Origin of the sequence: Streptomyces sp. NPDC091279, from assembly GCF_044757465.1 — a bacterium.
Lineage (GTDB): Bacteria > Actinomycetota > Actinomycetes > Streptomycetales > Streptomycetaceae > Streptomyces.
This window is the reverse complement of sequence record NZ_JBIVVA010000012.1, coordinates 80,315-102,638: the sequence shown is the minus strand read 5'-3', so window position 1 is coordinate 102,638 and position 22,324 is coordinate 80,315. Positions and strand designations below refer to the sequence as shown.

General features: G+C 69.6%; 26 protein-coding genes and 1 pseudogene. 13 read left to right on the top strand and 14 right to left on the bottom strand.

Annotation, left to right across the window (positions count from 1 at the left end; genetic code table 11):
• Positions 1-41: 41 nt before the first annotated feature.
• Positions 42-596 carry a hypothetical protein gene (locus ACIQOU_RS28545; protein WP_401540844.1) on the bottom strand — a complete coding sequence of 185 codons (555 nt, stop codon included), beginning with the start codon at positions 594-596 and terminating at the stop codon, positions 42-44.
• Between the two features lie 48 nt (positions 597-644).
• Between ACIQOU_RS28545 and ACIQOU_RS28540 the strand changes: the two genes are divergently transcribed.
• A complete protein-coding gene (locus tag ACIQOU_RS28540) occupies positions 645-3,467 on the top strand; it encodes a hypothetical protein (protein WP_401540841.1) in 2,823 nt (940 codons plus the stop codon).
• 172 nt (positions 3,468-3,639) lie between these two features.
• Here ACIQOU_RS28540 and ACIQOU_RS28535 read toward each other — a convergent pair whose 3' ends face one another.
• Positions 3,640-4,095, bottom strand: a complete 456-nt coding sequence (locus tag ACIQOU_RS28535; RefSeq protein ID WP_401540838.1) for a MarR family winged helix-turn-helix transcriptional regulator — start codon at positions 4,093-4,095, stop codon at positions 3,640-3,642.
• 95 nt (positions 4,096-4,190) lie between these two features.
• Here ACIQOU_RS28535 and ACIQOU_RS28530 point away from each other — a divergent pair, with 95 nt between their 5' ends.
• Both ACIQOU_RS28530 and ACIQOU_RS28525 read left to right on the top strand, forming a co-directional pair.
• Positions 4,191-4,925: an SDR family oxidoreductase gene (locus ACIQOU_RS28530; protein ID WP_401540835.1), complete on the top strand. Its 735-nt coding sequence runs from the start codon at positions 4,191-4,193 to the stop codon at positions 4,923-4,925.
• Between the two features lie 161 nt (positions 4,926-5,086).
• On the top strand, positions 5,087-5,479 hold the full coding sequence (locus ACIQOU_RS28525) for a VOC family protein (RefSeq protein ID WP_401540832.1): 393 nt from the start codon (positions 5,087-5,089) through the stop codon (positions 5,477-5,479).
• A gap of 19 nt (positions 5,480-5,498) precedes the next feature.
• Here the strand turns inward: ACIQOU_RS28525 and ACIQOU_RS28520 are convergent, their stop codons facing one another.
• From ACIQOU_RS28520 to ACIQOU_RS28505, 4 genes are all read right to left on the bottom strand, one after another.
• Positions 5,499-5,933 carry a VOC family protein gene (locus ACIQOU_RS28520; RefSeq protein WP_401540830.1) on the bottom strand — a complete coding sequence of 145 codons (435 nt, stop codon included), beginning with the start codon at positions 5,931-5,933 and terminating at the stop codon, positions 5,499-5,501.
• Positions 5,934-6,260: 327 nt separating this feature from the next.
• Positions 6,261-6,479 (bottom strand): tautomerase family protein, encoded by a 219-nt coding sequence (locus ACIQOU_RS28515; RefSeq protein ID WP_401540827.1) that lies wholly within the window; start codon positions 6,477-6,479, stop codon positions 6,261-6,263.
• A gap of 42 nt (positions 6,480-6,521) precedes the next feature.
• Complete coding sequence (locus ACIQOU_RS28510; protein ID WP_401540824.1) at positions 6,522-7,454, bottom strand: SDR family NAD(P)-dependent oxidoreductase; 933 nt, start codon at positions 7,452-7,454, stop codon at positions 6,522-6,524.
• Positions 7,455-7,562: 108 nt separating this feature from the next.
• Positions 7,563-8,324, bottom strand: coding sequence for an SDR family oxidoreductase (locus ACIQOU_RS28505; RefSeq protein ID WP_401540821.1), 762 nt, complete (start codon positions 8,322-8,324; stop codon positions 7,563-7,565).
• A 155-nt stretch (positions 8,325-8,479) separates the two neighbouring features.
• On the opposite strand from ACIQOU_RS28505, the gene ACIQOU_RS28500 reads away from it, so the two are divergent.
• Both ACIQOU_RS28500 and ACIQOU_RS28495 read left to right on the top strand, forming a co-directional pair.
• The gene (locus ACIQOU_RS28500) at positions 8,480-9,397 is read left to right on the top strand and encodes a helix-turn-helix domain-containing protein (RefSeq protein WP_401540818.1); all 918 of its coding nucleotides are present in this window, start codon (positions 8,480-8,482) and stop codon (positions 9,395-9,397) included.
• A gap of 172 nt (positions 9,398-9,569) precedes the next feature.
• Positions 9,570-10,634 carry a cobalamin-independent methionine synthase II family protein gene (locus ACIQOU_RS28495; RefSeq protein WP_401540815.1) on the top strand — a complete coding sequence of 355 codons (1,065 nt, stop codon included), beginning with the start codon at positions 9,570-9,572 and terminating at the stop codon, positions 10,632-10,634.
• 115 nt (positions 10,635-10,749) lie between these two features.
• On the opposite strand, the gene ACIQOU_RS28490 is transcribed toward ACIQOU_RS28495, so the two are convergent.
• From ACIQOU_RS28490 to ACIQOU_RS28480, 3 genes are all read right to left on the bottom strand, one after another.
• Positions 10,750-10,995, bottom strand: a complete 246-nt coding sequence (locus tag ACIQOU_RS28490; RefSeq protein WP_401540812.1) for a hypothetical protein — start codon at positions 10,993-10,995, stop codon at positions 10,750-10,752.
• 381 nt (positions 10,996-11,376) lie between these two features.
• Positions 11,377-11,589: a hypothetical protein gene (locus tag ACIQOU_RS28485; protein ID WP_401540809.1), complete on the bottom strand. Its 213-nt coding sequence runs from the start codon at positions 11,587-11,589 to the stop codon at positions 11,377-11,379.
• An 84-nt stretch (positions 11,590-11,673) separates the two neighbouring features.
• Complete coding sequence (locus ACIQOU_RS28480) at positions 11,674-12,198, bottom strand: RICIN domain-containing protein (RefSeq protein WP_401540806.1); 525 nt, start codon at positions 12,196-12,198, stop codon at positions 11,674-11,676.
• Positions 12,199-12,537: 339 nt separating this feature from the next.
• Here ACIQOU_RS28480 and ACIQOU_RS28475 point away from each other — a divergent pair, with 339 nt between their 5' ends.
• The 4 genes and pseudogenes from ACIQOU_RS28475 to ACIQOU_RS28460 form a co-directional block, all read left to right on the top strand.
• Positions 12,538-13,017, top strand: coding sequence for a winged helix-turn-helix transcriptional regulator (locus ACIQOU_RS28475; protein ID WP_401540803.1), 480 nt, complete (start codon positions 12,538-12,540; stop codon positions 13,015-13,017).
• Between the two features lie 56 nt (positions 13,018-13,073).
• Positions 13,074-13,487 carry a nuclear transport factor 2 family protein gene (locus tag ACIQOU_RS28470; protein ID WP_401540800.1) on the top strand — a complete coding sequence of 138 codons (414 nt, stop codon included), beginning with the start codon at positions 13,074-13,076 and terminating at the stop codon, positions 13,485-13,487.
• Between the two features lie 277 nt (positions 13,488-13,764).
• Complete coding sequence (locus ACIQOU_RS28465; protein ID WP_401540797.1) at positions 13,765-13,998, top strand: hypothetical protein; 234 nt, start codon at positions 13,765-13,767, stop codon at positions 13,996-13,998.
• Positions 13,999-14,058, top strand: a pseudogene (locus tag ACIQOU_RS28460) (hypothetical protein); the annotation flags it as partial.
• Between the two features lie 165 nt (positions 14,059-14,223).
• Here ACIQOU_RS28460 and ACIQOU_RS28455 read toward each other — a convergent pair.
• Complete coding sequence (locus ACIQOU_RS28455; protein WP_401540794.1) at positions 14,224-14,778, bottom strand: IPT/TIG domain-containing protein; 555 nt, start codon at positions 14,776-14,778, stop codon at positions 14,224-14,226.
• Positions 14,769-15,107, bottom strand: a complete 339-nt coding sequence (locus tag ACIQOU_RS28450) for a hypothetical protein (protein WP_401540791.1) — start codon at positions 15,105-15,107, stop codon at positions 14,769-14,771. The genes ACIQOU_RS28455 and ACIQOU_RS28450 overlap by 10 nt, the downstream gene beginning before the upstream one ends.
• 643 nt (positions 15,108-15,750) lie before the next feature.
• Here ACIQOU_RS28450 and ACIQOU_RS28445 point away from each other — a divergent pair.
• On the top strand, positions 15,751-16,467 hold the full coding sequence (locus ACIQOU_RS28445) for a hypothetical protein (RefSeq protein ID WP_401540788.1): 717 nt from the start codon (positions 15,751-15,753) through the stop codon (positions 16,465-16,467).
• A gap of 221 nt (positions 16,468-16,688) precedes the next feature.
• Here the strand turns inward: ACIQOU_RS28445 and ACIQOU_RS28440 are convergent, their stop codons facing one another.
• Together ACIQOU_RS28440 and ACIQOU_RS28435 are read right to left on the bottom strand one after the other, a co-directional pair.
• The gene (locus tag ACIQOU_RS28440) at positions 16,689-17,936 is read right to left on the bottom strand and encodes a hypothetical protein (RefSeq protein ID WP_401540785.1); all 1,248 of its coding nucleotides are present in this window, start codon (positions 17,934-17,936) and stop codon (positions 16,689-16,691) included.
• Positions 17,937-18,042: 106 nt separating this feature from the next.
• Positions 18,043-18,711 (bottom strand): class I SAM-dependent methyltransferase, encoded by a 669-nt coding sequence (locus ACIQOU_RS28435; protein ID WP_401540783.1) that lies wholly within the window; start codon positions 18,709-18,711, stop codon positions 18,043-18,045.
• 197 nt (positions 18,712-18,908) lie between these two features.
• On the opposite strand from ACIQOU_RS28435, the gene ACIQOU_RS28430 reads away from it, so the two are divergent.
• Positions 18,909-19,703, top strand: coding sequence for an NAD(P)-binding domain-containing protein (locus ACIQOU_RS28430; protein ID WP_401540781.1), 795 nt, complete (start codon positions 18,909-18,911; stop codon positions 19,701-19,703).
• Between the two features lie 231 nt (positions 19,704-19,934).
• Here the strand turns inward: ACIQOU_RS28430 and ACIQOU_RS28425 are convergent, their stop codons facing one another.
• Positions 19,935-20,489: a hypothetical protein gene (locus ACIQOU_RS28425; RefSeq protein WP_401540779.1), complete on the bottom strand. Its 555-nt coding sequence runs from the start codon at positions 20,487-20,489 to the stop codon at positions 19,935-19,937.
• 386 nt (positions 20,490-20,875) lie between these two features.
• On the opposite strand from ACIQOU_RS28425, the gene ACIQOU_RS28420 reads away from it, so the two are divergent.
• Both ACIQOU_RS28420 and ACIQOU_RS28415 read left to right on the top strand, forming a co-directional pair.
• A complete protein-coding gene (locus ACIQOU_RS28420) occupies positions 20,876-21,082 on the top strand; it encodes a hypothetical protein (protein ID WP_401540777.1) in 207 nt (68 codons plus the stop codon).
• Between the two features lie 212 nt (positions 21,083-21,294).
• Positions 21,295-22,299 (top strand): NAD-dependent epimerase/dehydratase family protein, encoded by a 1,005-nt coding sequence (locus tag ACIQOU_RS28415; protein WP_401540774.1) that lies wholly within the window; start codon positions 21,295-21,297, stop codon positions 22,297-22,299.
• Positions 22,300-22,324 lie beyond the last annotated feature (25 nt).

The window sequence follows — 22,324 nt, the reverse complement described above, 5'->3', positions numbered from 1 at the left end:
AACGGATTGCAGAACCGTAGTGCCCGGTACCGCCGGTGGCTTCAGTCCTGCGGCGGGCTGAGGCGGTCGATGCCTGCGAGAATCCTCCGCTTGAGCTCCAACGCGGCGCCGATGTCCGCTCGGGTGAACCGCGTCGGGTCCTTCGTATAGACGTCACGTCCCAGTTCCGAGGTGAACCGGTCGGCCGGGATCTCGTCAGCGCCTTCGGGCAGAAACTTGGCGACCTCTTCGAGTGCGGCGATCGCGTAGGCGGTTGCCGGACGGACCTCACTCTGCTCGGCGAGCGGCAGATGGAGAAGTTGCAGTCCTGATGCGGTGGACACTCGGTCGCTGGCCCACAGGAACTCGCCGGGATCGATGATCCGTGACGCATCGGGGCCGCCGAAGGCCGACTGCGCCGACGGCCGATCGCCGGAGACCAAGAACTCGAACAGACGGGTGCGGCCGCACTGCGGGCAGACGCCCTCGTACACGCTGACCAACACCCCGGCCCGATCATCAAGGCGGTGCTGCCACTCAGCCATCGGGGCACCGCAGACACAAGGATGCAGGTCCATGTAGAGGTGCGCTTCTTGCGTCGAACGAGCGATCAACATGCCATGATCTTACGGGAATCAGTACGGCGAACGGGGGATTCGGTGGACTTGGGTATCGACGAGGAACGGCTGCTGGAACAGGCGGAGACCGTCCTTCCCAAGGTGCTGCGGGACCTGTATTCCGAGCGGCTGCGAGGCGGTTCCCTCAGCGAGCAGGACGGTCGGCGCTTCTTCACGCTGAGCGATCCGGACGGCAAACAAATCGAACTGCGTCTGGACACTGCGGCTCTGCCACGACCGATGGCGGCACGCACCTTCACCAACACGACGACCGACCGGTACGTCGTCCAACTCGCCGACACCCTGCCCCCTGAGCGGGTCGCCCAGGTGCTGTCGCACGAGGTGGCCACGTTGCTGGCCGTACGGGACCGCTCCACCGTCGGTGCACGGATACCGCTGGGGGACCTTCTGACTCCCGGTGTGGAGGCACCCGCACATCTGGAGCTGTCGGACGCGGACCTGGGCCGAGTGGGCGCGCTCAATTACCTGGCAACGCGGATGAACGACGCGGAGCTGACTGCCCCCGAGCGCCAGGAAGCCCGCGACCTCTTCTCCGTGCTCGTCGACGAGTCGGCTCTGAGGCCGCAGGCCCCGATGGCTGACGGGCAGAGACACGTACGTGAGCAGCAGACCGCCGATGTACGCCTGGACATCGTGCGCCCTCACCTCGTACCCGAAGCGCGTGCCGCCATGACGGCGATCGCCGTGCCCATCGAGCGGCTGAGCACGGACGACGCGCAGACACTGGCTGTGGCGCGGGAGGCGCGCAGCACTCAGGTTCAGGCCCCGCGGGTCCTCGGAGAGTTCCCGATGCCTGGGCTCCGGCCGGACGGCACCGCGTTGCCACGCGAGGAGTTGGGGGAGGCAGCCGCGACTGCGGCACAGCGACGAACCTCCCTGAGCAGTCAGACGCTTGACGGCCTGCGGGAGAAGCAGGCAGCGCTTCCGGAGGGTCGACACCCTCAGTACGAGGTCATGATCGGAGGAGGTGCCGCGCTCACAGGGCGCGACCCGAACGCCCTGCTGGTGGACGCGCGCGGGCGCTGGCACGTGGACCCCATCGAAGCGATAGTCCAATCCGCCGATCAGGTAAGGCACCTACGGCAGAGCGGCATGGGAGATCCCTACCAGTTCGCCGACCCGCAGCAGCGGGTACCGTTGCCCGCCCTTCAGCTCTGGGAAGACACCGTCGCAACCCGCGGGCCCCTCGTCGACGGGCGCGCGGAACTGACCGTCAGCGCCGAGGGTCGTCTGATCGCCGAGATCAGCCCGACCGACGGGTCCTCTCCGGTCAGGGTCGAGGTCCAGGGCTCTCCGGTCATCGCCACGGGCATCCCGCCCGAGATCGTCCCGGGTGCCAACCGTCAGATCCCCACGGTCCCGGAAGCGATCGACGTTCTCGCGGAGCGCCTTGCCGCAACGGACAGGGCTGAAGCCGACCCGGTGCGCAGTCGGCTTCTCGATCTCTCCGAGGGCGAGGGCACCGCCGCTGAGGCCCTGAGTCTGCTCGCCGGACCGGGAGCCTCTGCCGCGCTGGAGGCATCGGCGGACCCTCGGGTGGCAGCCGCGATCGAGACTCTCCAGGCCACTGCGGCATGGGATCAGGCACGTGCCGTCGCACCCGGCCGGGTCCTGATCGGCGACGAGGTCGGAGACGGTGACTATGACCCTGCCATCGCCAAGGACTGGGTGATCGCGGGCGTCGGCGGCGCTGCCATAGCCAACGCAGAGATCATCCTTCAGGCCAACCCGGACGCCAAGGTCCTCATGGTCGGCAAGGACGCCCCGTTCGTGCTGCACAACGACGCCCAGTACACGGCATTGCGTCGTAAGCACGACTCCGAGTACGGCGGTGACGGCCGGCTCGTGACCTTCTCGGGCCACTACCTCGGCGCGGTCGGCACCAAGGTCTCGCCCGACGACCGGACCCTCCTCACGGCCCTCGACAACGAGGGCCGACCGCTCGGTATCGAGGGGGACGCCTACGTGGCCTGTCTGGGCCGAGTCTCCCGGCTGCCACAGGCACTCGACCCCATCGCCACCTGGGCTCGGTCGTCGGACGGCCAGGTCCGCGGGGAACTGATCTTCGACAACGACCGCCAGTACCTCGGTTACCGCCTCCAGGTGGAGGCGCAGGGGCAGCAGCACACGATCGACGTGACCGGCGCCGCCTCCCGTATGCTCCCCGGCGATGTGTTCAGCCGTGAGGACATGACCCGCCTCGCCGCTCTGGACGCCAGGACGGCCCCGCCAGAAAGCGGCAACGTCGCGGCCGGCTTCATGGCCACCGCCCTTCAGGGCAGCCACGTCGCCCGGCACCGGGCGACTCAGCTCGATGCGGGCGACCCTGCCGCAACGGCGATCGCTACCGGACAGAGCACTTCGGCCCGCCTCTCCGCCGCGCCGAGCGGGCTGGCACTACTGAGCGACGACGCCTTGGCCCAGCACCACTCCGATCTGACGAACGCGGCCCAGGGATTGTCCGAACGCGCGGCCCACTCCGCTTCGACCGCCCGGGAGCTGGCCGATCGGTTCGAGTGGGACGGTGGTGAGACCGTCGCGCGTCTCACGGCCGCCGGTGCGGCACCGGACCTGATAGAGCGGGCCAGGAACGCGGCTTTCGAAGACGTCACCCATGCCCGCGAGACAGCCCGGACCACCCACCACCAGTTCAACGACATCCAGGGACGTATTCAACAGACCTCGCGGGAACAGGAGCGCCGCACCACCCTGACACCGCAACAACGGCAGACCGAGGAAACCGCTCGGCAGCAACACGCACACCAGCAGGCACGAACTCCTCAGCCGGCGCCACCCGCGCCTAAAATCACCGGCCCGGAAGGGCCCTCCCGCGGCGGAGCCTCACTTTAGGGATCTTCCGCGACCAGGAGTCACAACGGCTGGAGACCGGGCCCCGTCGTAGGAGCAGGTGTTCGTACAGGAGGTGACGGAGGCACCGGACTCAGGCGCTGACGCGCCAGAGGGAGCCGAACGGCCATCCCGCCGGGCCCCGACTCCTAGCTCGCGTAGGCCAGTTGGCTGTTCAGTGGTCCTGATCCGCCTCGCCCCTCCGTCGGGCCACCAGTTCCTTCTCGATTCGGCGGAGGGTGGTGTTGACGACGTCGATGGTGGCGGGGTCGTCGATGATGCCCCGGAGGGTCTGGTCCCAGTTGTCGCGGAGGTACTGGAGGTTCTGGCGGGCCTTGTCCGTGGGGTAGAGGCGCACGCTGCGGGCGCTGCGCTCGTCCACGACCCGGTCCACCAGGTCCCGCTTCTCCAGCCCGCGCAGCACCCGGCTGAAGTTGCTGGTGGGCAGGAGGGTCGCGGTCGCCGCCTCGCGGGCGGAGGTGCCGGGGTTACGGTGGATGAACCGCATGACGCTGATCTCGATCGGCGTGCACGGCTCGAACGCGGGGTCGCTCGGGGGCCGCAGTTGCCGCCCCACGGCGACGATCAGGTCGGCCAGCTCGTGGAGGCTGGCGGCTTCGGCATCGCTCATACCGCGAGAATACATTCCTGTCACGTGATAGCTATCGTTTGATAGTATTGAGGGGACCGCTCGGGGAGCCTGATCCACAGACAAGGAGACCCGCCATGGACATCGACGGAGCCACCGTGCTCGTGACCGGAGCCTCGTCCGGCATCGGAGCCGCCACCGCACGGGCCGCCTCCCGGGCCGGTGCCCGCGTGGTGCTGCTCGCCCGCCGCGAGGACCGCATCCGGCAACTCGCCGAGGAGTTGGGCGGCGACGCCCTGGCCGTACCGTGCGACGTGACGGACCGGACGCAGGTCGAGGCGGCCGTGCGGGCGGCGGTCGAGAGGTTCGGCCGCATCGACGTCCTCGTCAACAACGCGGGCCAGGGGCTGCAAGCCACCGTCGAGGCCATCGACCCCGACGACTTCCGGGCCCTCCTGGAGCTGAACCTCGTCGCGCCGCTGGTCATGATGCAGGCGGTGCTCCCGGTGATGCGTCGGCAGGGGGCCGGGGCGATCGTCAACGTCAGCTCCGGCATCACCTGGTCCACGCTGCCCGGGTCCGGCGGATACGCCGCGTCCAAGGCGGCGCTACAGAAGCTCTCGGCCATCGCCCGCGCGGAACTCGCCGACGCCGGGATCGCGGTGTCGTTGATGTACCCGTCGATCACCGAGAGCGAGTTCGTCGGCACGGTGCGGGGCAGTGTCGAGGACGCGCTGACGATGGAGGCGTCCAGCGGCCTCGAACCCCAGTCGCCGGAGAGCGCGGCGGACGCGATCATCGCCCTGATCAGGAGCGGCGCGGAACAGGCGGACCTGGTCCCGGAGAGGTTCGGCGGCACGCTGAAGAGCTGAGGAGTTGAAGAGCTGGCGTGCTGAAGAGCTGCGGCGCCGAGGCCGACCGAGGGCCGGGCGGGGGGCCGAACTCGCCCCATCAGCCTCCCCCTCCTCCCCTCTTCTTCCCCCCCTTCTCCTCCCCCTCGCACCGAAATACCCCATGCTGCACAGGAGTTGAGATGTCGAACGAGTTGAACCACTTCATCGTCCACTGCCGGGACCGGCGGGAGTCCGCCGCGTTCCTGGCCGACCTGATGGCGGCGCCCACCCCGCTCGACTGGGGCCGTTTCACGCAGGTCAGCACGGAGAACGGCGTCGGCATCGACTTCGCCGACGACCTGGTCCCGCATGACCGCATCAACGAGTCTCACGTCGCCTTCCTCGTGACCGACGCGGAGTTCGACGCGATCCTGGGGCGCCTGAAGCGGGGCGGCGTCCCCTACTGGCCGAACCCGGGCAAGACCGCCGAGGGCGAGATCAACCACGGGTACGGCGGCCGAGGCCTCTACACCCTCGACCCGGGCGGCACGGTCCTGGCCGAGTTCATGACCACGCCCTACGACCAGAGTTGACGCAGGTCGGGCGGGCAGCTCAGTCGAGGCAGAACTCGTTGCCCTCGACGTCCTGCATGCCGAGGCAGGACTCGTTGAAGCCGTCGGCGCGCAGGAGTTGGCCGCGGACCGCGCCGAGCGCGACCAGGCGGGCGCACTCGGCCTCCAGCGCGGCCACCCGTTCCTCGCCGACGAGCCCGGTACCGGCCCGTACGTCGAGGTGGACCCGGTTCTTGACGACCTTGCCTTCGGGGACGCGTTGGAAGAACAGCCGGGGGCCCGCGCCCGAGGGGTCGACGCAGGCGAACGCCGCGCCCTGACGCTCGGGCGGCAACGAGCGGTCGAAGTCACCCCAGCTGTCGAACCCCTCCGGAGGCGGCGGCACGACGTACCCCAACACCTCGCACCAGAACCGAGCAACACGCTCGGGCTCCACACAGTCAAAGGTGACCTGAACCTGCCTGATCATCGCCATCGGGCCACGATAAGGGCGGACGTTTTCAGCGGCACGCACTTTTCCCGGGGCGCCCGAGGCCAACGGAAGAGCTGGTGGGGCGGCGAAGCCACCGGACCGCCCCGGCTGAGCACCCGTTGCCGGTCGGTCAGTGGTGCGGGGCGAACCATGCGCGGGACGATCGTGCCGTCGTGAGGAGCAGGATGACGGCCAGGATGAACTGACCCGCGCCGCAAGGCCGTTGACGGATGGCGTCGCGCCGGCCCCCGGATGAGCGGTGCCGGGTGGCGGGTGCTCGATCCGGGGGGCCTCGGTCTCAATGTGCTGGACCGGCGGGCGGTGTTGGGGTCACTCGGTCGGGGCCGGGCCGCCGAGCATCGCGAGGGTCAGGACGTGGCCGGAGATGCCCCAGCCGCCGTCGGGGACCTCTTCGATCAGGACCATGGTGGTGTTGCGGGCCTGCTCGCCGTACAGCTCGACGTACAGCTCGGTCGTGCGGGTGACGATCTTCTCCTTCTGCTCGCGGGTGAGCGTCTTCTCAAGGACCTTGAAGTTCGCGAAAGGCATGGCTGAAGTTCCTTCTCTGGATGGGGTGTTGATCGATGGGTGTTACAGGGAGCTGCCTGCGGTGAGCAGGCTGTCCAGTCCGATGCGGCGGAAGAAGTCGGCGCGGACGCGGTCGGCGACCGCGGAGACGACTTCGCTGCCGTCGCGGCTGGGGTCCAGGTGGGTGCGGAGCGGCCGGGTGCCGTGGTCCATCGCGACCAGGCGGGCGACGACGTCCGCGACGTCGGCCACGTCGGCGTCCGGCGGGATGAGCGCGGCGAGGCGCGCGCCGAGATCGCCCGGTTCACCGATGAGGGGCTGGTGCCGCCGGTCGTAGGCGTCCGCACGGTCGGCGTCGGCCGGAACGCCCGCGTGGGCGAAGTGCTGGGTGCCGCTGGTGAACGCGCCCGGCACCACGATCGCCGTGTCGATGCCGAACGGCAGCACCTCGGCGGCGTAGCTGACGGCCAGCGCGTCCATCGCGGCCTTGGCGGCGAAGTACGGGCCGAGGAACGGCGGGCAGCCCCCGCGTGTGCTGGAGCTGCCGATCCACACCAGCAGTCCCGAGCCCTGTGCGCGCAACGTCGGCAGGGCCGCCCGGTTGACGCGCTGGGTGCCCAGGACGTTCACGTCGTACAGGTGGGCGAGCTGCTCGACGGTGAACGCCTCGGCGGCGCCCAGCACCATGTGCCCGGCGTTGTGCACGACCACGTCGAGCCGGCCGCGCTCGGTGAGAATCCGGTCGATCGCGGCATCGGCGGAGTCCTGGGAGGTGACGTCCAGTTCGACGGGGTGGACGTCGACGTGGTGGTCGGTGCCGTAGCGGGTGAGGTCGGCCGCGGCGGTCGCGTTGCGGGTGGCGAGCTGCCGGATGCCCGCGTACACGGTGTGCCCGGCGCGGGCCAGCGCGCGCACGGACAGTGCCCCGATGCCGCTGGAGGCCCCGGTGACGAGGACGACCTGTGCGGTGGCGTCCCCTGTGCCGTCGTTCTTCATGACAGGGCCTTTCGTCGATCGGCGCGGTGACTGTGGGTGTTCAGTGAGTTCAGTGGGTTCGTGGGTTCGTGGGTTCGTGGGTTCAGTGGGGGTTCATGGGGGGGCGGCTCAGACGATTCCGCCGTTGGCTCGGATGACCTGGCCGTTGATCCAGTGGCCGGCCGGGGAGGCCAGGAAGGCGACGACCTCGGCGATGTCGTCCGGGGTGCCGAGGCGCTCCAGCGGCGGCTGGGCGGCCAGCCGGGCGACGGTCTCCTCGTCCTTCCCGGCCAGGAACAGGTCGGTGGCCGTGGGGCCGGGCGCGACGGAGTTGGCGGTGACGTCGCGGCCCCGCAGTTCCCGGGCCAGGATCAGGGTCAGGGCCTCGACGGCGCCCTTGCTCGCGGCGTAGGCGCCGTAGCCCGGGAAGGCCAGCCCCACCACGGAGGTGGAGAACGTCATGATCGCGCCGCCGGGACGCACCCGGCGGGCGGCCTGCTGGACGACGACGAAGGTGCCGCGGATGTTGGTGCGGTGCAGGTCGTCCAGGGTGGCGAGGTCCAGTTCGGCGATCGGGGCCAACTGCATCCGGCCCGCCGCGTGCACGACGACGTCGACGCCGCCGAACTCCTTCTCCGCCGTGTCGAACAGGGCCGCGACGGCATGTTCGTCGGCGATGTCCGCGCGCACGGCGATCGCCCGGCCGCCGCCGGTGACGGCTTCCTGGACGGCGGCTTCGGCCTCGTCCTGGTTGCCGCCGTAGCCGACGACGACGGCGTATCCGTCGGCGGCCAGCCGGGCGACGGTCCGGCGGCCGATGCCGCGCGAGCCGCCGGTGACGATGGCGACACGCGGTGTGGCGGTGCCGTCGGGGGAGGTGGGGGCTGGCATGGCTGGCTCCTGGGGTGGAGGGGGCGGGCCGCGGTCTCGCCGTTGCCCTGCTGTGTCTCCACGATCGGCCGGTTCCGCGTCCGCAGCCAGGGCTGCGTCCACCCAGGGGATGCCACCCCCTGGCTGCGCCCCGCCGCACGCGCGACCATGGAGGCGTGAACCTTCCCGAGCTAGGTGCCTTTCTCCGGACCCGGCGCGACCGCATCCGCCCCGCCGAGGTCGGTCTCCCGCAGGGCCCGCGCCGCCGTGTCCCCGGGCTGCGCCGCGAGGAGGTCGCGCAGCTGGCGGGGCTGTCCGTCGACTACTACACGGAGCTGGAACGGGGCGGCGCGAAGAGCCGCGTGCAGCCCTCGGCCCAGACCCTGGCCGCCCTCGCCCGAGCACTGCGGTTGAACGGCGACGAGCGCGACCACCTCTTCCACCTGGCCGAACGTCCCGTCCCGCCGTCGGCGCACGGACCGTCGGCGCATGTGCAGCCCGCGCTGCTCGGGCTCCTGGACCGGCTGTCCAACACCCCCGCGCGTGTCATCACCGACCTGCACGAGACCCTGGTGGAGAACGACCTCGCCGTGACGCTCCTCGGCACGTCCCCGGCGCGGCGGGGTCCGGCGGCGAGCCTGGTGTACCGCTGGTTCACCGACCCGGGGGCGCGCGAGATCTATCCGCCCGAGGACCACCCGCACCACTCCCGGTCGTTCGTGGCCGACCTCCAGGCGGCGGCCGCCCGGCGCGGCCGGGACGCGGAGGTCACGAAGATGATCGCCGCGCTGCGCCGCCAGAGCGAGGAGTTCGCGGCGCTCTGGGACACCCACGATGTCGCGGTGCGCCGCGTGGACCGCAAGCGGATCGTCCACCCCCTGCTCGGCGTCATGGAACTCGACTGCCACAACCTCCTCAGCGAGAACGGCCGCCAGCGCCTCCTCTGGTTCACCGCCCCACCCGGCACCCCGGGCGCCGAACAGCTGGAACTCCTGTCGGTCATCGGCACCCAGGACCTGACCGCCTCGGAGCCCCTGACCCCGGGGAGCCTGTCGGCGCCGGAGAGGCGGCCGTCCGGTGGCGCTCTCCGGTGATCAACCTGCGCCCCCCTGTCACCCACTCGATCGGGTGAACTTCGGTGCGGGCAGGCCCTGTTGATGCCGTGCCGGACGGCCTGGGGGCGGGGAGAAAGGGTGGCATCGAGTGGATACCGGGTGGATTTTGCTCCCGTTCCGGCACATACCGGGCACTCTTAGGGTGCGGATCATGAGCATTCCCACCGAGCCGATCGGCAGCCTTCCCCGTCCCCGCACGCTGATTCAGGCGTTGACCGATCATGCCCAAGGGCGGATCAACGACGCCGACTTGGCGAGCGTCCAGAACACCGCCGTCGCGGACACCCTCGACCGGCTGGCGCAGCTGGGCTGCCCGGTGCTGGTCGACGGCGACCAGCGCAAGCCGAACTCCCTCACCTACCCCGTCACCGGCCTGAAGAGCCTCACGCCCGACGGCGTCACCATCCCCTTCGCCGACGGGCACACCCGCCAACTGCCCATGCTGACCGGCGGACCGTTCCGCTACCAGGTGCGGGCCGACAGCTACCTCCGTGCCGCCCGCGCCCGCACCCAACTCCCCGTCAAGCAGGCCGTGGTCGCGCCGTCCCTGCTGAGCCTGCTCTACCCGGCCGGGGGCATCGACGGTTACTCCCGTGAGGCGTTCCTCGGTGACCTCGTCGACGAGGCCGAGGCGGAGATCCGGGGCTGCCTCGACGCGGGCGCGCACCGCGTCCAACTGGACTTCACCGAGGGCCGGTTGTCGTTGAAGCTCGACCCGTCCGGCGCCCTCCTCGACGACTTCGTGGCCCTCAACAACAAGGTCCTGGACCGTTTCAGCAAGGACGAGCGGGCCCGCCTCGGTGTGCACGCCGACCCCGGCGCCGACCAGGGCTCCTCCCACAGCCTCGACGTCGACTACGCCGAGCTGCTGCCGAGGCTGTTCCGGCTCCAGGTGGGCACCTTCTCCCTCCCGCTGGCCTGTGAGCCCGACCGTGGCCGCGTCCTGAAGGTCGTCGCCGACCAACTGCCGTCCGGGGCGCGGGTGTTCGTCGGGGTCACCGACCCGGCCGACCCTCGCGTCGAGACCCCCGAGGAGGTGCGGGACCGCGTCCTGGAGGCCGCCCAACACCTCCCGATGGAGCAGTTGGGCACCTGCGACGACACCGGCTTCGCCACCTTCGCGGACGACACCAGCACCTCGCGCGACACGGCCTTCGCCAAGATCGAGGCCCGCGTGCGCGGCACCGAACTCGCCGCCCAGGCCCTCGGCCTGTAGCCGCCCGGCACCACGCGTGCGTCCCCCGGCGCCAGGCACCGGGGGACGCACGCGCTCACCGTGGCACCGGGCAGATCGGTGCCGGTCGGGTCAGCGCCCTCTGACGGGGGCGGGGTCAGTCGTTGTAGTACGGGGTCACCGAGACGGTGCCGTTGTCGTTCACCATGCAGGCGTAGCCGACGATCTTGCCCTCGGCCTGCAACTTGTCACCGGCCGCCGTGCAGTCCTCGATGGTGGTGCCGGGGAAAATGATGTCCGCGCCCTGGTGCACCGATTCGGCAGCCTGAGCCGCGCCGACAGCGGAGCCGGAAAGAGCAAGGAGACCGACGGCGACAACTGCGGCACGCTTGAGGTTGGGCATTTATCTTCACTCCTCTGTGAACTGAGTCGCGAGCGCGGAAAAGGGATGGCGATTCCTTCCCCGCGCCCCTCGGACAATCCACAGTCCATCACAGGATTTTCGACGATCCAACCCGCCAGGCGTCCTGTTACAAGCCTCTGACATGCGGGTTTACCCAATCCGAAGGACTCTCGAAGATGTCGGACTTACGCCCACATCTCACCCCCTGATTCCCTTTTCCGGTCCCCCCGAAGAGTTTCCCGCACCCATTCGGTGAAGACATTAAAATAAAGGGAACCCACGGCATTCCCTACGCATCCACCCACCCCGAACCCCTCCCGGACCACCACCGGCGGAAAGTCACCACCGCCGGTGGAACCGGATCTACGGCGACCGGGTGACTCAGTCGAGGTCGAGGGGCTGCCTGGCGTATTCGCCGCCCAGGCAGTAGCCGCTCTGGGGAAAGTCCTGGATGGGCATCCCCCCGCCGTCCCTGCACTGCTGCGGGGTGACGCCGCCGTCCAGGGGGGCGGCGGTGGCGGTGGTGGCGGCACCGAGCGAGACGGCCATGCCGATGCCGAGGGTGAGCAGAGCGGTGAGGGCACGGGTGCGCATGCGCTGTTCCTTTCCGGCGGAGGGCGGCCCTCCGCCGCTGAAGTCCCGGGCCGAGAGGGCCCGTTCGGCGGTGGTGCCGGGTGGTCAGGACGGGTCGAAGCGCTTCCAGACCTCGGAGTGCCGGCCGTCGCAGTTCCAGATCTCGGTGGGGGCGCTGGGGTACGTGGCGTTGTCCTTGACGTTCAGGCACAGCCCGGAGTTCGGGTTGTGGAGCACTCCGTCGCCGTACAGTCGCCACTGCTCCGACCGCCGGTCGTCACAGAACCAGATCTCGGTGCGGGCGCTGGGGAACGTCGCGTTGTCCTTGACGTTCAGGCACTTGCTCGAATGCGGGTTGTAGAGCGTTCCGTTGTCGCGCAGTTGCCACTGCTCCGACCGTCGGCCGTCGCAGTTCCAGATCTCGGTGGGGGCGCTCTCGGTAGTCGAGTTGTCCTTGACGTTCAGACACAGGCCGGAGTTGGTGTTGAACAGGGAGGAGGGGGCGGCGTCGCGTGCGGTGGCACCCGCGGCGGTCGCCCCCGAGGCCACGACGAGCAGGCAGGCCGCCAACGGCACCAACCGTGCGGTCCTGCTGACAGATCGGCGGGGCGTCACATCTCGTACGCGCATGGATCTCCCTCTCTCAGGCCACCCCGAGGCGGCTCGGAACCTCCATCATCCACAACCGTGAGTTATAAGGGGATCACCTATTGTGATGGAAAGTTGATCCCCCGGTTGCCGAACAACACGACCACAGCCGCCGACTCCGCACATCACCTCACGACCCTCAACTCACGCGCGGCACACCGGCACGATCCCACGCGGCGAGACAGGGGTGTGCCCGGGGTTCGAGGGCGTGACCGGGGTCAAGTGGTAGCGTTTCAGTACTACTTCTTGTTCCGTACTACTCCTGCCCATCACTGCTACTGCTACTGCTACTGCCCATCGGGGCGTCGGAGAGGAGGGGGCGTGTCCGAGCGGACGGAACGCGTCAGCTTCCGGCATGGGCAGGAGTTTCTGAGTGCTCTCTCCGAGCGCTGGAACTACCAGATCCTGCGGGAGGTGTTCTTCGGGGTCAGCCGCTTCGGGGAACTCAAGCGGGCGCTCGGCATCTCGGCGAACATGCTCACCGCGCGGCTGGCCGGCCTGACGGAGTTGGGCCTGCTCTCCAAGCGGCCCTACCGCGCCGACAAGCCGTGGTACGAGTACGAACTCACCGACAGTGCACGGGAGTTGATCGTCCCGGCCATCGTGGCGATCACGCGCTGGGCCGAGGCCAACGCGACAGCCGGGGAAGCCGTGCACCACCCCCTGATGCACACGACGTGCGGCAACCCCACCGACCCCTACCTCGCGTGCGGCAGTTGCCACGCGCCGATGGAGGCGTCGACCCTGCGCCCCCTGCCCGCCCAGGAGGGTTCCCGCAGCGCGGACGAGGCCAACCCATAGCCAGTAGCCCGTAGCCCTTAGCCCTTAGCCCTTAGCCCGACCAGGAGTTGACGGCGATGAACGACACCGGACACGCGACCACCGCCCACGCGACGCCCGTCCCCGCGTGGGTCCTGAAGTTCATGGACGCCATCGACACGTTGGAGTTCGACGAGGGCTTCGCGCCGCTGACCGAGGACACCGACATGTTCTTCGGCACCGCGCACGTCCACGGCGTCGAGGCCATCAAGGCGTTCTTCGTCAAGATCGACGAACCGCTGATCATCGCCCACGAGGTCCTGGAGTTCTGGACGGCGGGCGACGGTGTCCGTCTGCTGCGCGGCGAGGCCACCATGGCCAGGAAGACCGACCCCGACCACGTGGTGCGCGCCCCGTTCATGCACATCTTCTACCTCGACGACGAGGAGCCGGTCCGCATCCGAGAACTGCGCATCACCGCAGGCCCCCTCCAGACCGACGCGGTGATGTGAACCCCGCGCGACGGGAGTCGTGAACGTCCTGTCCAGCAAGGGGAGTTGGACTCCCAACGACGCCGAGGTCGCCGTTGCCTGTCCTCCTGCCCGCCCCGGGGCTCGCCGTCCGGCGGTGGGTGGGCTCGCCCGGGGTCTCGGGGTGACCGTCCGATGGGGCGACTCGTGTCGGCGGGTCGACGTGTCGGCGTGGGGTGCGGGTCGAGGGCCGGTCGAATGGTCCCGCAAGCCATTCGGTTGGTCCCGTGATCCAGCCGGTCGACCCCAAGGAGTTCTCATGCGCACGCCCACCTTTGTCCTCGCGGCCGCCTCAGCCGCCGTTCTCCTGCTGGCCACCGGGGGGATCGCCACCGCCGACGACGGCTCTCCGTCCTACCCCACCGAGGTCCACACCGGCTTCGGCAGCTTCCCGGACGCCGGCAACGTCCCGACCTCTGGCACCACGCTCTCCTGGAGCAACGCTAACGGCGGCGGCAATGTCAGTTTCTTCGACGGCGGGACCGGCTTCTAGGGAACCGCGCAGTTCCCGGGCGGGGGTCCCGTGGGCTATCGCGGCGACTTCAGCGGGTGATCACCGGCCGGGCGCACTGCGCCGGTGTGCGGTGCGTGCGCTGACGTACGCATCGACGATGCCCCCGTCCGGACGCGCGAGGCTCCGGGGCGGGGGCGTCGTTCTTCCAGGTCCTTCCAGGTTCTTCCAGCGCGCGGCGTGGGCCTCGCCGTTCCGGCGGGTGGGTCAGATGTAGGTGAACGCCTTGAGGCGCGGTTCGGAGGCCACTCCGTCGTCGTTGAAGAGGGTGACGTACACCGGTCCCGCGCCGTGCCGGGGTGTGGTGGTCTGCACGCTGGTCGCGGTGTTGTCCGTGGCGGGGACCACGGTGTTCTCGAAGCCGACCTTGATCACCCTGGCCATGTTCTTGCCGGTGATGGTGACCTTCGTCTTTCCGGCCGCCGGGCCTTTCGCGGGGGTGAGGGCGGTGATGACCGGTTGCGCCGACGGGGGCGCGAGCAGGTCGCGCCACTTCCCCTGACGGGCCATGACCTCCTTCTGGTAGGTGAGGAAGTCGGGGGTCTGGGCCTTTCCGGTCCTGACCGCTACTTCGCCCAGTTGGGGCCACTGGCTGTCCTTGAACGTGAAGCCGAAGGACGTCATGCCGATCAGTTCGCGCCCGAAGACCCGCAGGCGTTTGTTGTTCGCGTCCCAGATGTTGCGTTCGGTCCGCCGTGACGCGAGGAAGAACTCGACTCCGCTGTGCACCCCGGCGAGCAACCACGCGTCGTTCACCAGCATCGACCAGTTCGCGCTGCTGAGGACGCCCGTGCCGTAGAAGTCGCGGGTGTCTCGTCCATGGTGCCGAAGTTCTCCCGCACATATTTTTCGATACTGGCGCCCTGCTTCTCGGGGTCCGTATCGGTTTCGATACCACCGGCGATCAGGCCGAGGAAATTCTCCTTGTACTTCTGGCGCGCCTTCGTCACCCCCTCGTACACGCACCAGGCCACCTTGATCCCCGCGTCGGTGAAGGCGTCCTCGCCTCTCATGTTCTTGTCGAGCCCGTTCTCACGGTAGAGGCTCTCCGCACTCTTGGCGGCTTTCTTGAACGTGATCTCGTCGAACACGGGAACTCCTCGGATGGGGTGGATCGGTGTGCTCGTACAAAGGGGCGCCGGGCTTTGTGTTCGGACCGGCTCTCGCTCAATCGGTCATAGACGCTGCCCACGGGGGTGACATGGAAGGACGCCCGCTTTCCGGCGCTGACCGTGTCGTAGGGGTCGGCGCAGTCGGCGCGCGCCGAGATCTGAACGTCCTTGTCGGTGCCGTTCTCCACGGTGGTGGGTTCCAGGTGAGCCCCCGTGGAAGGTAATAGCACGGCCGATCCGCCAGTTTCTCGGGGTGCGGGTACAACGCGATTACCGGAGATTGACGCGGCGATCTCGACAGGGATCAGGAGTGGCGGGCGAGAGGGCGCCTACCTGGATATTCGAGGGGAATCCATTTCCGTAGAATCATCAACCTTCACGTACGGGTGAAGGAGATACGCGACGGGTTCGCTCTCACTCCGGCGAGTCAATTTCCTGACGGGTCTTGCGATTCCCCGCCACCGGCATGGAAAGATCCCAGTCGCGCTTCAGCACCACTCCCGTCATTCCCCGGCCCGGAGGCTCCCAACGCCTACACCGTCCTCGACTCGAACCCGAATTTCCGTATCGGGGACGTCCAGGCCATCACCTCGGGCCTGTTCCAGCCCGCCACGGTCAACGGGTGACGCTCTGCAAGGTTCCGCCGCCGACGTCACCCACGCTCGTGGTCTGGGCGTCGTTCACTCCGACCGAGACCACCGTGGCGACCTGGGACCACCCGTGCCGCGTCTACGCCTGCGCCATCCCGGCCACGGCGGGGACGCGGCTCCAGGTCAACGCCTCGCTCGACGCCGACCCCGGCGACGCCTACACGCTGAGCGGCGGCACCTGCCTGATCCGCAACCGGGACCCCGGCTATGTGTACGAGGGGGTGCGACTGGCCACCCCTACGACCTCACCAGCGGCCGCTTCTTCCTTCAGGACGGCGGCCGTTAGAAACCAGCGACGAACGGAGCCGACCATGGCCAACGACATCACGATCGAGGTAGGGAGCAAGGCGAAGGTCAAGGAGCCGAGCGCGAAGGAGAAGAAGCAGCTGGCCACCCTGGGCGGAGCCCTCGCGACGAAGTACCCGAAGTTGTGGACTCGCGGGACGATCGTCCACGACGCCACGATGCGCATCGACAACCAGGGTGTGCTGTCGTCCCCGTTCGCCGGCCAGAACATCCAGGCGCAGATCGGCTCCTCCTCGATCGCCGCGGTGGGCCTGGCCAACACCCTCAGCGTCGGCAAGATGTCCGAGGAGTGCCAACAGGCCGTCGAGACCGCCGTCGCGGATGCCCTCCGCGCCAGCGCCGCCGACCAGAAGTGGCGCTACGTCACCGGCACGTGCACCTGACGCCGGAGGCCCATGCCGACCGCGGGGCGCCCTCGCCGGGGAACGTTCCCGGCGGGGGCGCGGCGCTCTTCGCGCACGTCACGCGTCGCACGTCACGCGTCACGCATCGCGCGGCACCCGTCAGCCCGACGGCCGTTCGCACCGCCGTTCTCCCCCGAGCGGCCAACGACCTTCTGCGGCAACGGACTTGAGCCGACGCGGCGCTCTCCGCCCAGGGGCCGTCAGATGCCGAAGACGCGCAGGAAATCGCCGATGGGGCCGAACAGGCCCGTGAGCATGAGGGAGAACGGGCGAGCCTCGGGTCGCGGGGTCGGCGTCCACGGGGCGATCGTCCACGTCTGGCCGGGGCCGCCCTTGTTCTTGCCGACCAGGTAGCCGTTGTCGTCGGTCCAGTAGGTCCGCTCCGACGGCACGGTCCCGCTGTCCGCGCCGTAGATGTAGGTGCCGTCGTACACCCACCGGTAGGTGCTGCCCCGGCCACGACTGGCGCCGGAGCCGTACATTCCGGTCCGCGCGCCGGGCGCGTCGGGCGTCGGGTGGATGCCCTCCTCGGCGGCCCCGGCGAGATAGGCGCGGAGCACGGAGAGGTGCTCCTTGCTCATGCTGCCGAGCCCGCTCTCCCCGTGGAACGTGAGGAAAACACAGTTCTCGTGCCAGCTGCGCCGCTCGTCCGCGAGGATCTTGGCCTGCCGTTCCAACTCCAGGTCCTTGAGCCGGGGTTCCTCGTACTCGGAGATGAACTCCTCGGCGTAGGCGCGGATCTCCTCGTACCGGGGTGCGATCTCCTCCCGCAGCGCCTTCTCCTCCTCGGTCCACTCCGGCTCTTCCGGAAGCGCCTCGTCCCTGGCCTGCGCCGCGTTCCACGCGAACCCGTACTCCAGTTCCCGCTCCCGGAGCGCTTCGAGGGCGTCCAACTGGTCGTCGCTCAACGGCTCCTCGTCGGTCTCCCAAGCCTCCAATTCGGCCTCGACCTTGGCACGCGCCCGCTCCTGAATCTCCCGCAGCCACTGCCATAACTTCAGTTCGCCGGCCGTCTTCTTCGCATGCTGGGCCTTCCAGTCGGCGGGGATCAGCTCACCGAGCCTCTCCCTGAGCGGCTCGGGCATGCTGTCCAGCCGGTCGGCGAACTGCCGGGCCGCGCGCTGCTTCTCCTTCTCCTCTTCGAGCGCGTCGGTGTAGAGCCACACGCAGTGACGGCCGATGTTCTGGTACTCGCCGACGGGGTAGCTGACGATCTGGTTGAACGGCCGGCGCTCCTGAGCGTCGTCGCCGGTGTGGAACCACCAGACGGTCGCGGGGCTGTTGTCCGCCTCGCCGAGTTCGAGCAACGGCTTCTCGGTCACCGTCTGGAGGTACTTGGTGCCCTCCTTCCAGTCGCTGACATCCGTGGACCTGCCGAGCCGGACGCGGACACAGCGGCCGGTCTCGTCGTTGACGATGGTGAAGTTGCCTTGCGGAAATGTTGACATGTCCACAGTGTCCATACGGCTGTGCGCCCCGAGCGGTGGCCTCAATGATCTTCACTCGAACGGGTGAACCGCAGGTGGGCAACGACGTTCCCCGACTCCGAGCCCGTCAGCCGGGGCGCTTGGCCATGACGACCACCCCGGGCCCGCTGTACTCCTCGGGAGGGAGCCGGAGTTCGGCCACCGTCTCCAGACCGGCCTGTTCGATCAGGTCCACGAACTGTTCCGGCCGCCACTTGTGGGTCGTCCAGCGCACGGGCACACCCCCGTAGGCCTCGGTGCGCACCGCGTCCTCGTCGCCGACATGCGTGGCCGTGATGAAGTACCCGCCCGGCTTCAACGCCCGGACGAACTGGGCGAGGACCTGCGGGAGGACGTCCCGGGGCAGGTTGAACAGCGACCACCACCCGAGCACCCCGCCGAGGGACGCCTCGTCGAGGTCGAGTTCGGTGGCCGACCCGACGCTGAACCGGCACTCCGGGTGCAGTCGGCGCGCGTTCTCGATCATCCGGGGTGAGAGGTCGACGCCGGACACGTCGAGCCCGCGTTCAGCGAGGTAGGCGGTGACCGTGCCGGGGCCGCAGCCGACGTCGAGGACGGGACCGAGCCCGGCGACGGTGTCGGCGAAGGCGTCGATGGCCGCCTTCAGCCAGTGGTGCTGCCGGATGTCACCGATTCCCGTCGTCACCACCATGTGGGCGTAGTTGTCGGCCACGCGGTCGTAGGACTCACGGACCATGTCGAGATCGGCCGGACGGTCGACGGGGTGTGCGCGCATCGGCCAACGATACGTTCAGCCACGGCACTTGGAGAGCCCACCGAGCGCCTCCCCCGTCATCACCCCAGGAGGCTCGCCCTCCGGTGACCGGCTCCGGCCGGGCCCCAGCAGCCGCGCCGCTCGCTCTTGAACCGGGCGAACCGGTCGCGGAGGTACACCCTCGACTCCCGCGCGGGGAACCGCAGGAGGGACAGGCGATGGGAGGGACCGCGCCGGGCCCCGAGACCGCGGGTTTCAAGGCGGTCGGTGCCAACGCGCTCAACCGCGTCCGGGGGCTGCCGCGGGCCTGCGCGTTGTACGTGCTCTACGATCCGGCGACCGTCCGCCCGACCGCCCTCGTCCGCTCCACGCTCCTGTCCTCACTCCGCACCGCCGCCTACGCCTGCGTCGTGCGGGACCGTTGCCGCGCCGAGGTCGTGGGCATCCTCGGCAGCGGCGACATCGCCCGTACCCTGGCCCGGCTGTGGGCCCGCCTGGACGGCCCCGGCCCGCGCGAGGTGCGCCTCTACTCGCCCCATCTGCGTGCCGACGCGCTCACGACCGCCATCGGTCCCACCCCGTACCGGCTGGTGACGGCCCGTTGCCCGGAAGACGCCGTGCAGGGCGCGGACCTGCTCGTGACGGCCACCACGGCCGCCGCGCCCGTCTTCAGCGGCTCCTGGCTCGACGACGACGCCGTCCATGTGAACCTCGGCGGTCACGAAGCGCCCCTGGCCTTCGTCGAACGGTGCGCCCGCAGCGGGGCGTTGATCGCCGACGACCTCGAAGGAACCCTGCGGAGAGGCGTCCAGTCCCTGGCGATCTGGTGGGCCGGGCAGGACCCCGCACGGGCCAGACCCGCCGTCCACGACTTCACCGACGCCCCCTGGGACACCCGGCGACGCCCCTGGCACGTGAACTGCGTCGGCCGCCCCGATCTCGACGTGGCCCTCGCCCGTTGGGCCGTCGCCCTCGCCCACGAGGCGGGACACGGACAGGTCGTCACCCTGTGACGGGAGAGAAAGCGCCCGGCGACCTCGTCATCGCGGGGCGCCCTGTTCCTCGCGGGCGAGCTTGCCGGCGCAGCCCGACTCACCTTGACGGAACCGCCGTTGGCATCGGCACCGGACCCCGGTCCCTACCGTCCCGGCGGCGCAAGAGGCCGACCGTGCCCGGGGGTTGTGCCGCTTCCCCGGGTACGGTCGGCTCGGTCCCGCACCTCACGGTGGAGTTGTTCCGGTGGCCTACCAGTTGCTGGGCAGGCTCGGGAACGCCTCGTGGAGAGAGCGGACGTCGGACTTGTCGCTGAAGTAGACCTCCCCGCCCTGGACGACCCCGTAGGCGTCGCTGTTCTGGTAGTGCCAGACACAGTCCGGGTTCCCCCAGCCGGAGGGCAGACCGCTGACCAGGTCCACGATCGACCGGATGTCACCCTGCCCCCGGTCCGTGATGTGCACGTCCTCACCGCGCCTGAAGCCGAGCGCACCGCTCTCGTACACCCACGCGTCGATGATGCCGTCCAGCCAGTCGCTGGGAAGAGTGGGGAACGCCTCGTGCAGTTTCCGGACGTCGGACTTGTCGCTGAAGTAGACCTCCCCGCCCTGGACGACCCCGTAGGCGCCGCTGTTCTGGTAGTGCCAGACGCAGTCCGGGTTCCCCCAGCCGGAAGGCAGACCGCTGACCAGGTCCACGATCGACCGGATGTCACCCTGACCCCGGTCCGTGATGTGCACGTCCTCACCGCGCCTGAAGCCGAGCGCACCGCTCTCGTACACCCAGGCGTTCGTGATGGCTGTCATCTGAGCCGTCCTTTCATCGATGGTGTCCTCACCCGCGCACGGCCCTTTCCGAAGAGGCCGAACGGGATTCCTCGGCCGCCCCGTTCGGGGAGGCCGTTCAACGCATCGACAAGACAGCAGAATTCATGGCACGCCCTGCCTCCGGAGCAGCACGAGAAAATCGCTTCCCCGGCCGCCTCCCTTGAGCTTCAGCGGTCACGCCCCAACCGCACGCTCCACTCGAACGAGTCAGAAGACCGCCGGACAGCGGGAGTTGCGGAGCTAACCCCCGTCTGTGCTAAGCGCCCGCGCGAGCGGAGAAAGTACAGGTCAGGCAGGAGTTGCGGGGCTAACCCCCGCGTCCCTCAAAGTCCTGTCCCTCACATCCGGACGGACAGGAGACAGCCATGCCCACGAAGACCTCCCGCAAGGCGAAGAAGCCGAAGAAATCCCGCCCGTATCTCGATCTGAACCTCGGGCGGAGGCGGGTCACCGCGCCCAAACGAACGGTCCGCCGCGACCTGCTGGCCCTCAAGCGGAAGGCCAAGGAGGCCTTTCTGTTCATCGCGGGCGGCGTCGCCACCGAGATCGCGCACCTGCTCTCGCGGCGCTGAGAGCAGACCGGCTCCCGAAGACACGCCACGTCTCCGGGGGCCGGGACCGCCCGGCGCAAGCGCGGGAACCGCAGGACGGAGCCGTCGTGGCCGGACCGCGTCTCGTGGGGTGGCGTTCCGCCCCGTTGGGATGGGCCTGGCGGGTCTTACGGAGTGGTGACGTGGTGGGGCGGTCGTGGGGTGGGGCGGGGTTGCGGATCTAGCGTGGGCGTATGCGTGTACTGGTCACCGGCGGTGCCGGGTTCATCGGGTCCCATGTCGTCGAGGCGCTCACGGCCCACGGGCACGAGCCCGTCGTGTACGACGTCCGGGCGGCTCCCGGCGCCGATGTGCGCGACCCGGTGGCGGTCGCCCGCGCGCTCGCCGGGATCGACGCCGTCTGCCATCAGGCGGCGATGGTCGGGCTCGGCAACGGCGTCGCCGACGCGGCCGAGTACGTCTCGCGCAACGACCTCGGCACCGCCGTGCTGCTCGCCGCGATGGCCGACGCCGGGGTGGCGCGTCTCGTGCTGGCCGGGTCGATGGTCGTGTACGGCGAGGGGCGGTACGCGTGCGGGCGGCACGGGGTCGTGCGGCCGGGGCCACGGACGGTCACCGATCTGGACGCGGGGCGGTTCGAACCGGCGTGCCCGGTGTGCGGGGAGGCGCTGGTTCCCGGGCTGGTCGGGGAGGACGCGCCGGTCGATCCGCGGAACGTGTACGCCACGACCAAGCTCGCGCAGGAGCATCTGGCCGCCGCCTGGGCCCGGTCGACGGGCGGCACGGCGGTGTCGTTGCGCTACCACAACGTGTACGGGCCCCGGATGCCCCGCGACACCCCGTACGCCGGGGTCGCCTCCTTCTTCCGGTCCGCGCTCGCCCGGGGTGAGGCGCCGCGTGTCTTCGAGGACGGCCGTCAGCGGCGGGACTTCGTGCAGGTGCGGGACGTCGCCGCCGCCAACGTGGCCGCGCTGGAGGCGGCCGAGGTGCCGGGCGGGGCGCTGACGGCGTACAACACGGGCAGCGGTGAGCCGCGCACCGTGGGCGAGTTGGCGCGGGCGCTCGCGGACGCGTGCGGGGGGCCCGAGCCCGTCGTCACCGGCGAGTACCGGCTCGGGGACGTCCGGCACATCACCGCCGACTCGGCACGGCTGCGGGCCGAACTGGGCTGGAGGCCCCGGGTCGGTTTCGCGGAGGGCATGGCGGAGTTCGCGCGGGCCGGGGCGCGGGGGGCGTAGGGGCGGTCCGGCCGGTCGCGTCGCG

What these genes read in the sequence shown, in the direction of transcription:
- ACIQOU_RS28425 (WP_401540779.1), bottom strand. Translation starts at nt 20,489, where the DNA reads ATGACAGCCATCACGAACGCCTGGGTGTACGAGAGCGGTGCGCTCGGC.
- ACIQOU_RS28485 (WP_401540809.1), bottom strand. Translation starts at nt 11,589, where the DNA reads ATGCGCACCCGTGCCCTCACCGCTCTGCTCACCCTCGGCATCGGCATG.
- ACIQOU_RS28530 (WP_401540835.1), top strand. Translation starts at nt 4,191, where the DNA reads ATGGACATCGACGGAGCCACCGTGCTCGTGACCGGAGCCTCGTCCGGC.
- ACIQOU_RS28435 (WP_401540783.1), bottom strand. Translation starts at nt 18,711, where the DNA reads ATGCGCGCACACCCCGTCGACCGTCCGGCCGATCTCGACATGGTCCGT.
- ACIQOU_RS28525 (WP_401540832.1), top strand. Translation starts at nt 5,087, where the DNA reads ATGTCGAACGAGTTGAACCACTTCATCGTCCACTGCCGGGACCGGCGG.
- ACIQOU_RS28440 (WP_401540785.1), bottom strand. Translation starts at nt 17,936, where the DNA reads ATGTCAACATTTCCGCAAGGCAACTTCACCATCGTCAACGACGAGACC.
- ACIQOU_RS28510 (WP_401540824.1), bottom strand. Translation starts at nt 7,454, where the DNA reads ATGAAGAACGACGGCACAGGGGACGCCACCGCACAGGTCGTCCTCGTC.
- ACIQOU_RS28430 (WP_401540781.1), top strand. Translation starts at nt 18,909, where the DNA reads ATGGGAGGGACCGCGCCGGGCCCCGAGACCGCGGGTTTCAAGGCGGTC.
- ACIQOU_RS28455 (WP_401540794.1), bottom strand. Translation starts at nt 14,778, where the DNA reads ATGCTGGTGAACGACGCGTGGTTGCTCGCCGGGGTGCACAGCGGAGTC.
- ACIQOU_RS28465 (WP_401540797.1), top strand. Translation starts at nt 13,765, where the DNA reads ATGCGCACGCCCACCTTTGTCCTCGCGGCCGCCTCAGCCGCCGTTCTC.
- ACIQOU_RS28420 (WP_401540777.1), top strand. Translation starts at nt 20,876, where the DNA reads ATGCCCACGAAGACCTCCCGCAAGGCGAAGAAGCCGAAGAAATCCCGC.
- ACIQOU_RS28535 (WP_401540838.1), bottom strand. Translation starts at nt 4,095, where the DNA reads ATGAGCGATGCCGAAGCCGCCAGCCTCCACGAGCTGGCCGACCTGATC.
- ACIQOU_RS28520 (WP_401540830.1), bottom strand. Translation starts at nt 5,933, where the DNA reads ATGGCGATGATCAGGCAGGTTCAGGTCACCTTTGACTGTGTGGAGCCC.
- ACIQOU_RS28480 (WP_401540806.1), bottom strand. Translation starts at nt 12,198, where the DNA reads ATGCGCGTACGAGATGTGACGCCCCGCCGATCTGTCAGCAGGACCGCA.
- ACIQOU_RS28490 (WP_401540812.1), bottom strand. Translation starts at nt 10,995, where the DNA reads ATGCCCAACCTCAAGCGTGCCGCAGTTGTCGCCGTCGGTCTCCTTGCT.
- ACIQOU_RS28495 (WP_401540815.1), top strand. Translation starts at nt 9,570, where the DNA reads ATGAGCATTCCCACCGAGCCGATCGGCAGCCTTCCCCGTCCCCGCACG.
- ACIQOU_RS28515 (WP_401540827.1), bottom strand. Translation starts at nt 6,479, where the DNA reads ATGCCTTTCGCGAACTTCAAGGTCCTTGAGAAGACGCTCACCCGCGAG.
- ACIQOU_RS28470 (WP_401540800.1), top strand. Translation starts at nt 13,074, where the DNA reads ATGAACGACACCGGACACGCGACCACCGCCCACGCGACGCCCGTCCCC.
- ACIQOU_RS28545 (WP_401540844.1), bottom strand. Translation starts at nt 596, where the DNA reads ATGTTGATCGCTCGTTCGACGCAAGAAGCGCACCTCTACATGGACCTG.
- ACIQOU_RS28415 (WP_401540774.1), top strand. Translation starts at nt 21,295, where the DNA reads ATGCGTGTACTGGTCACCGGCGGTGCCGGGTTCATCGGGTCCCATGTC.
- ACIQOU_RS28505 (WP_401540821.1), bottom strand. Translation starts at nt 8,324, where the DNA reads ATGCCAGCCCCCACCTCCCCCGACGGCACCGCCACACCGCGTGTCGCC.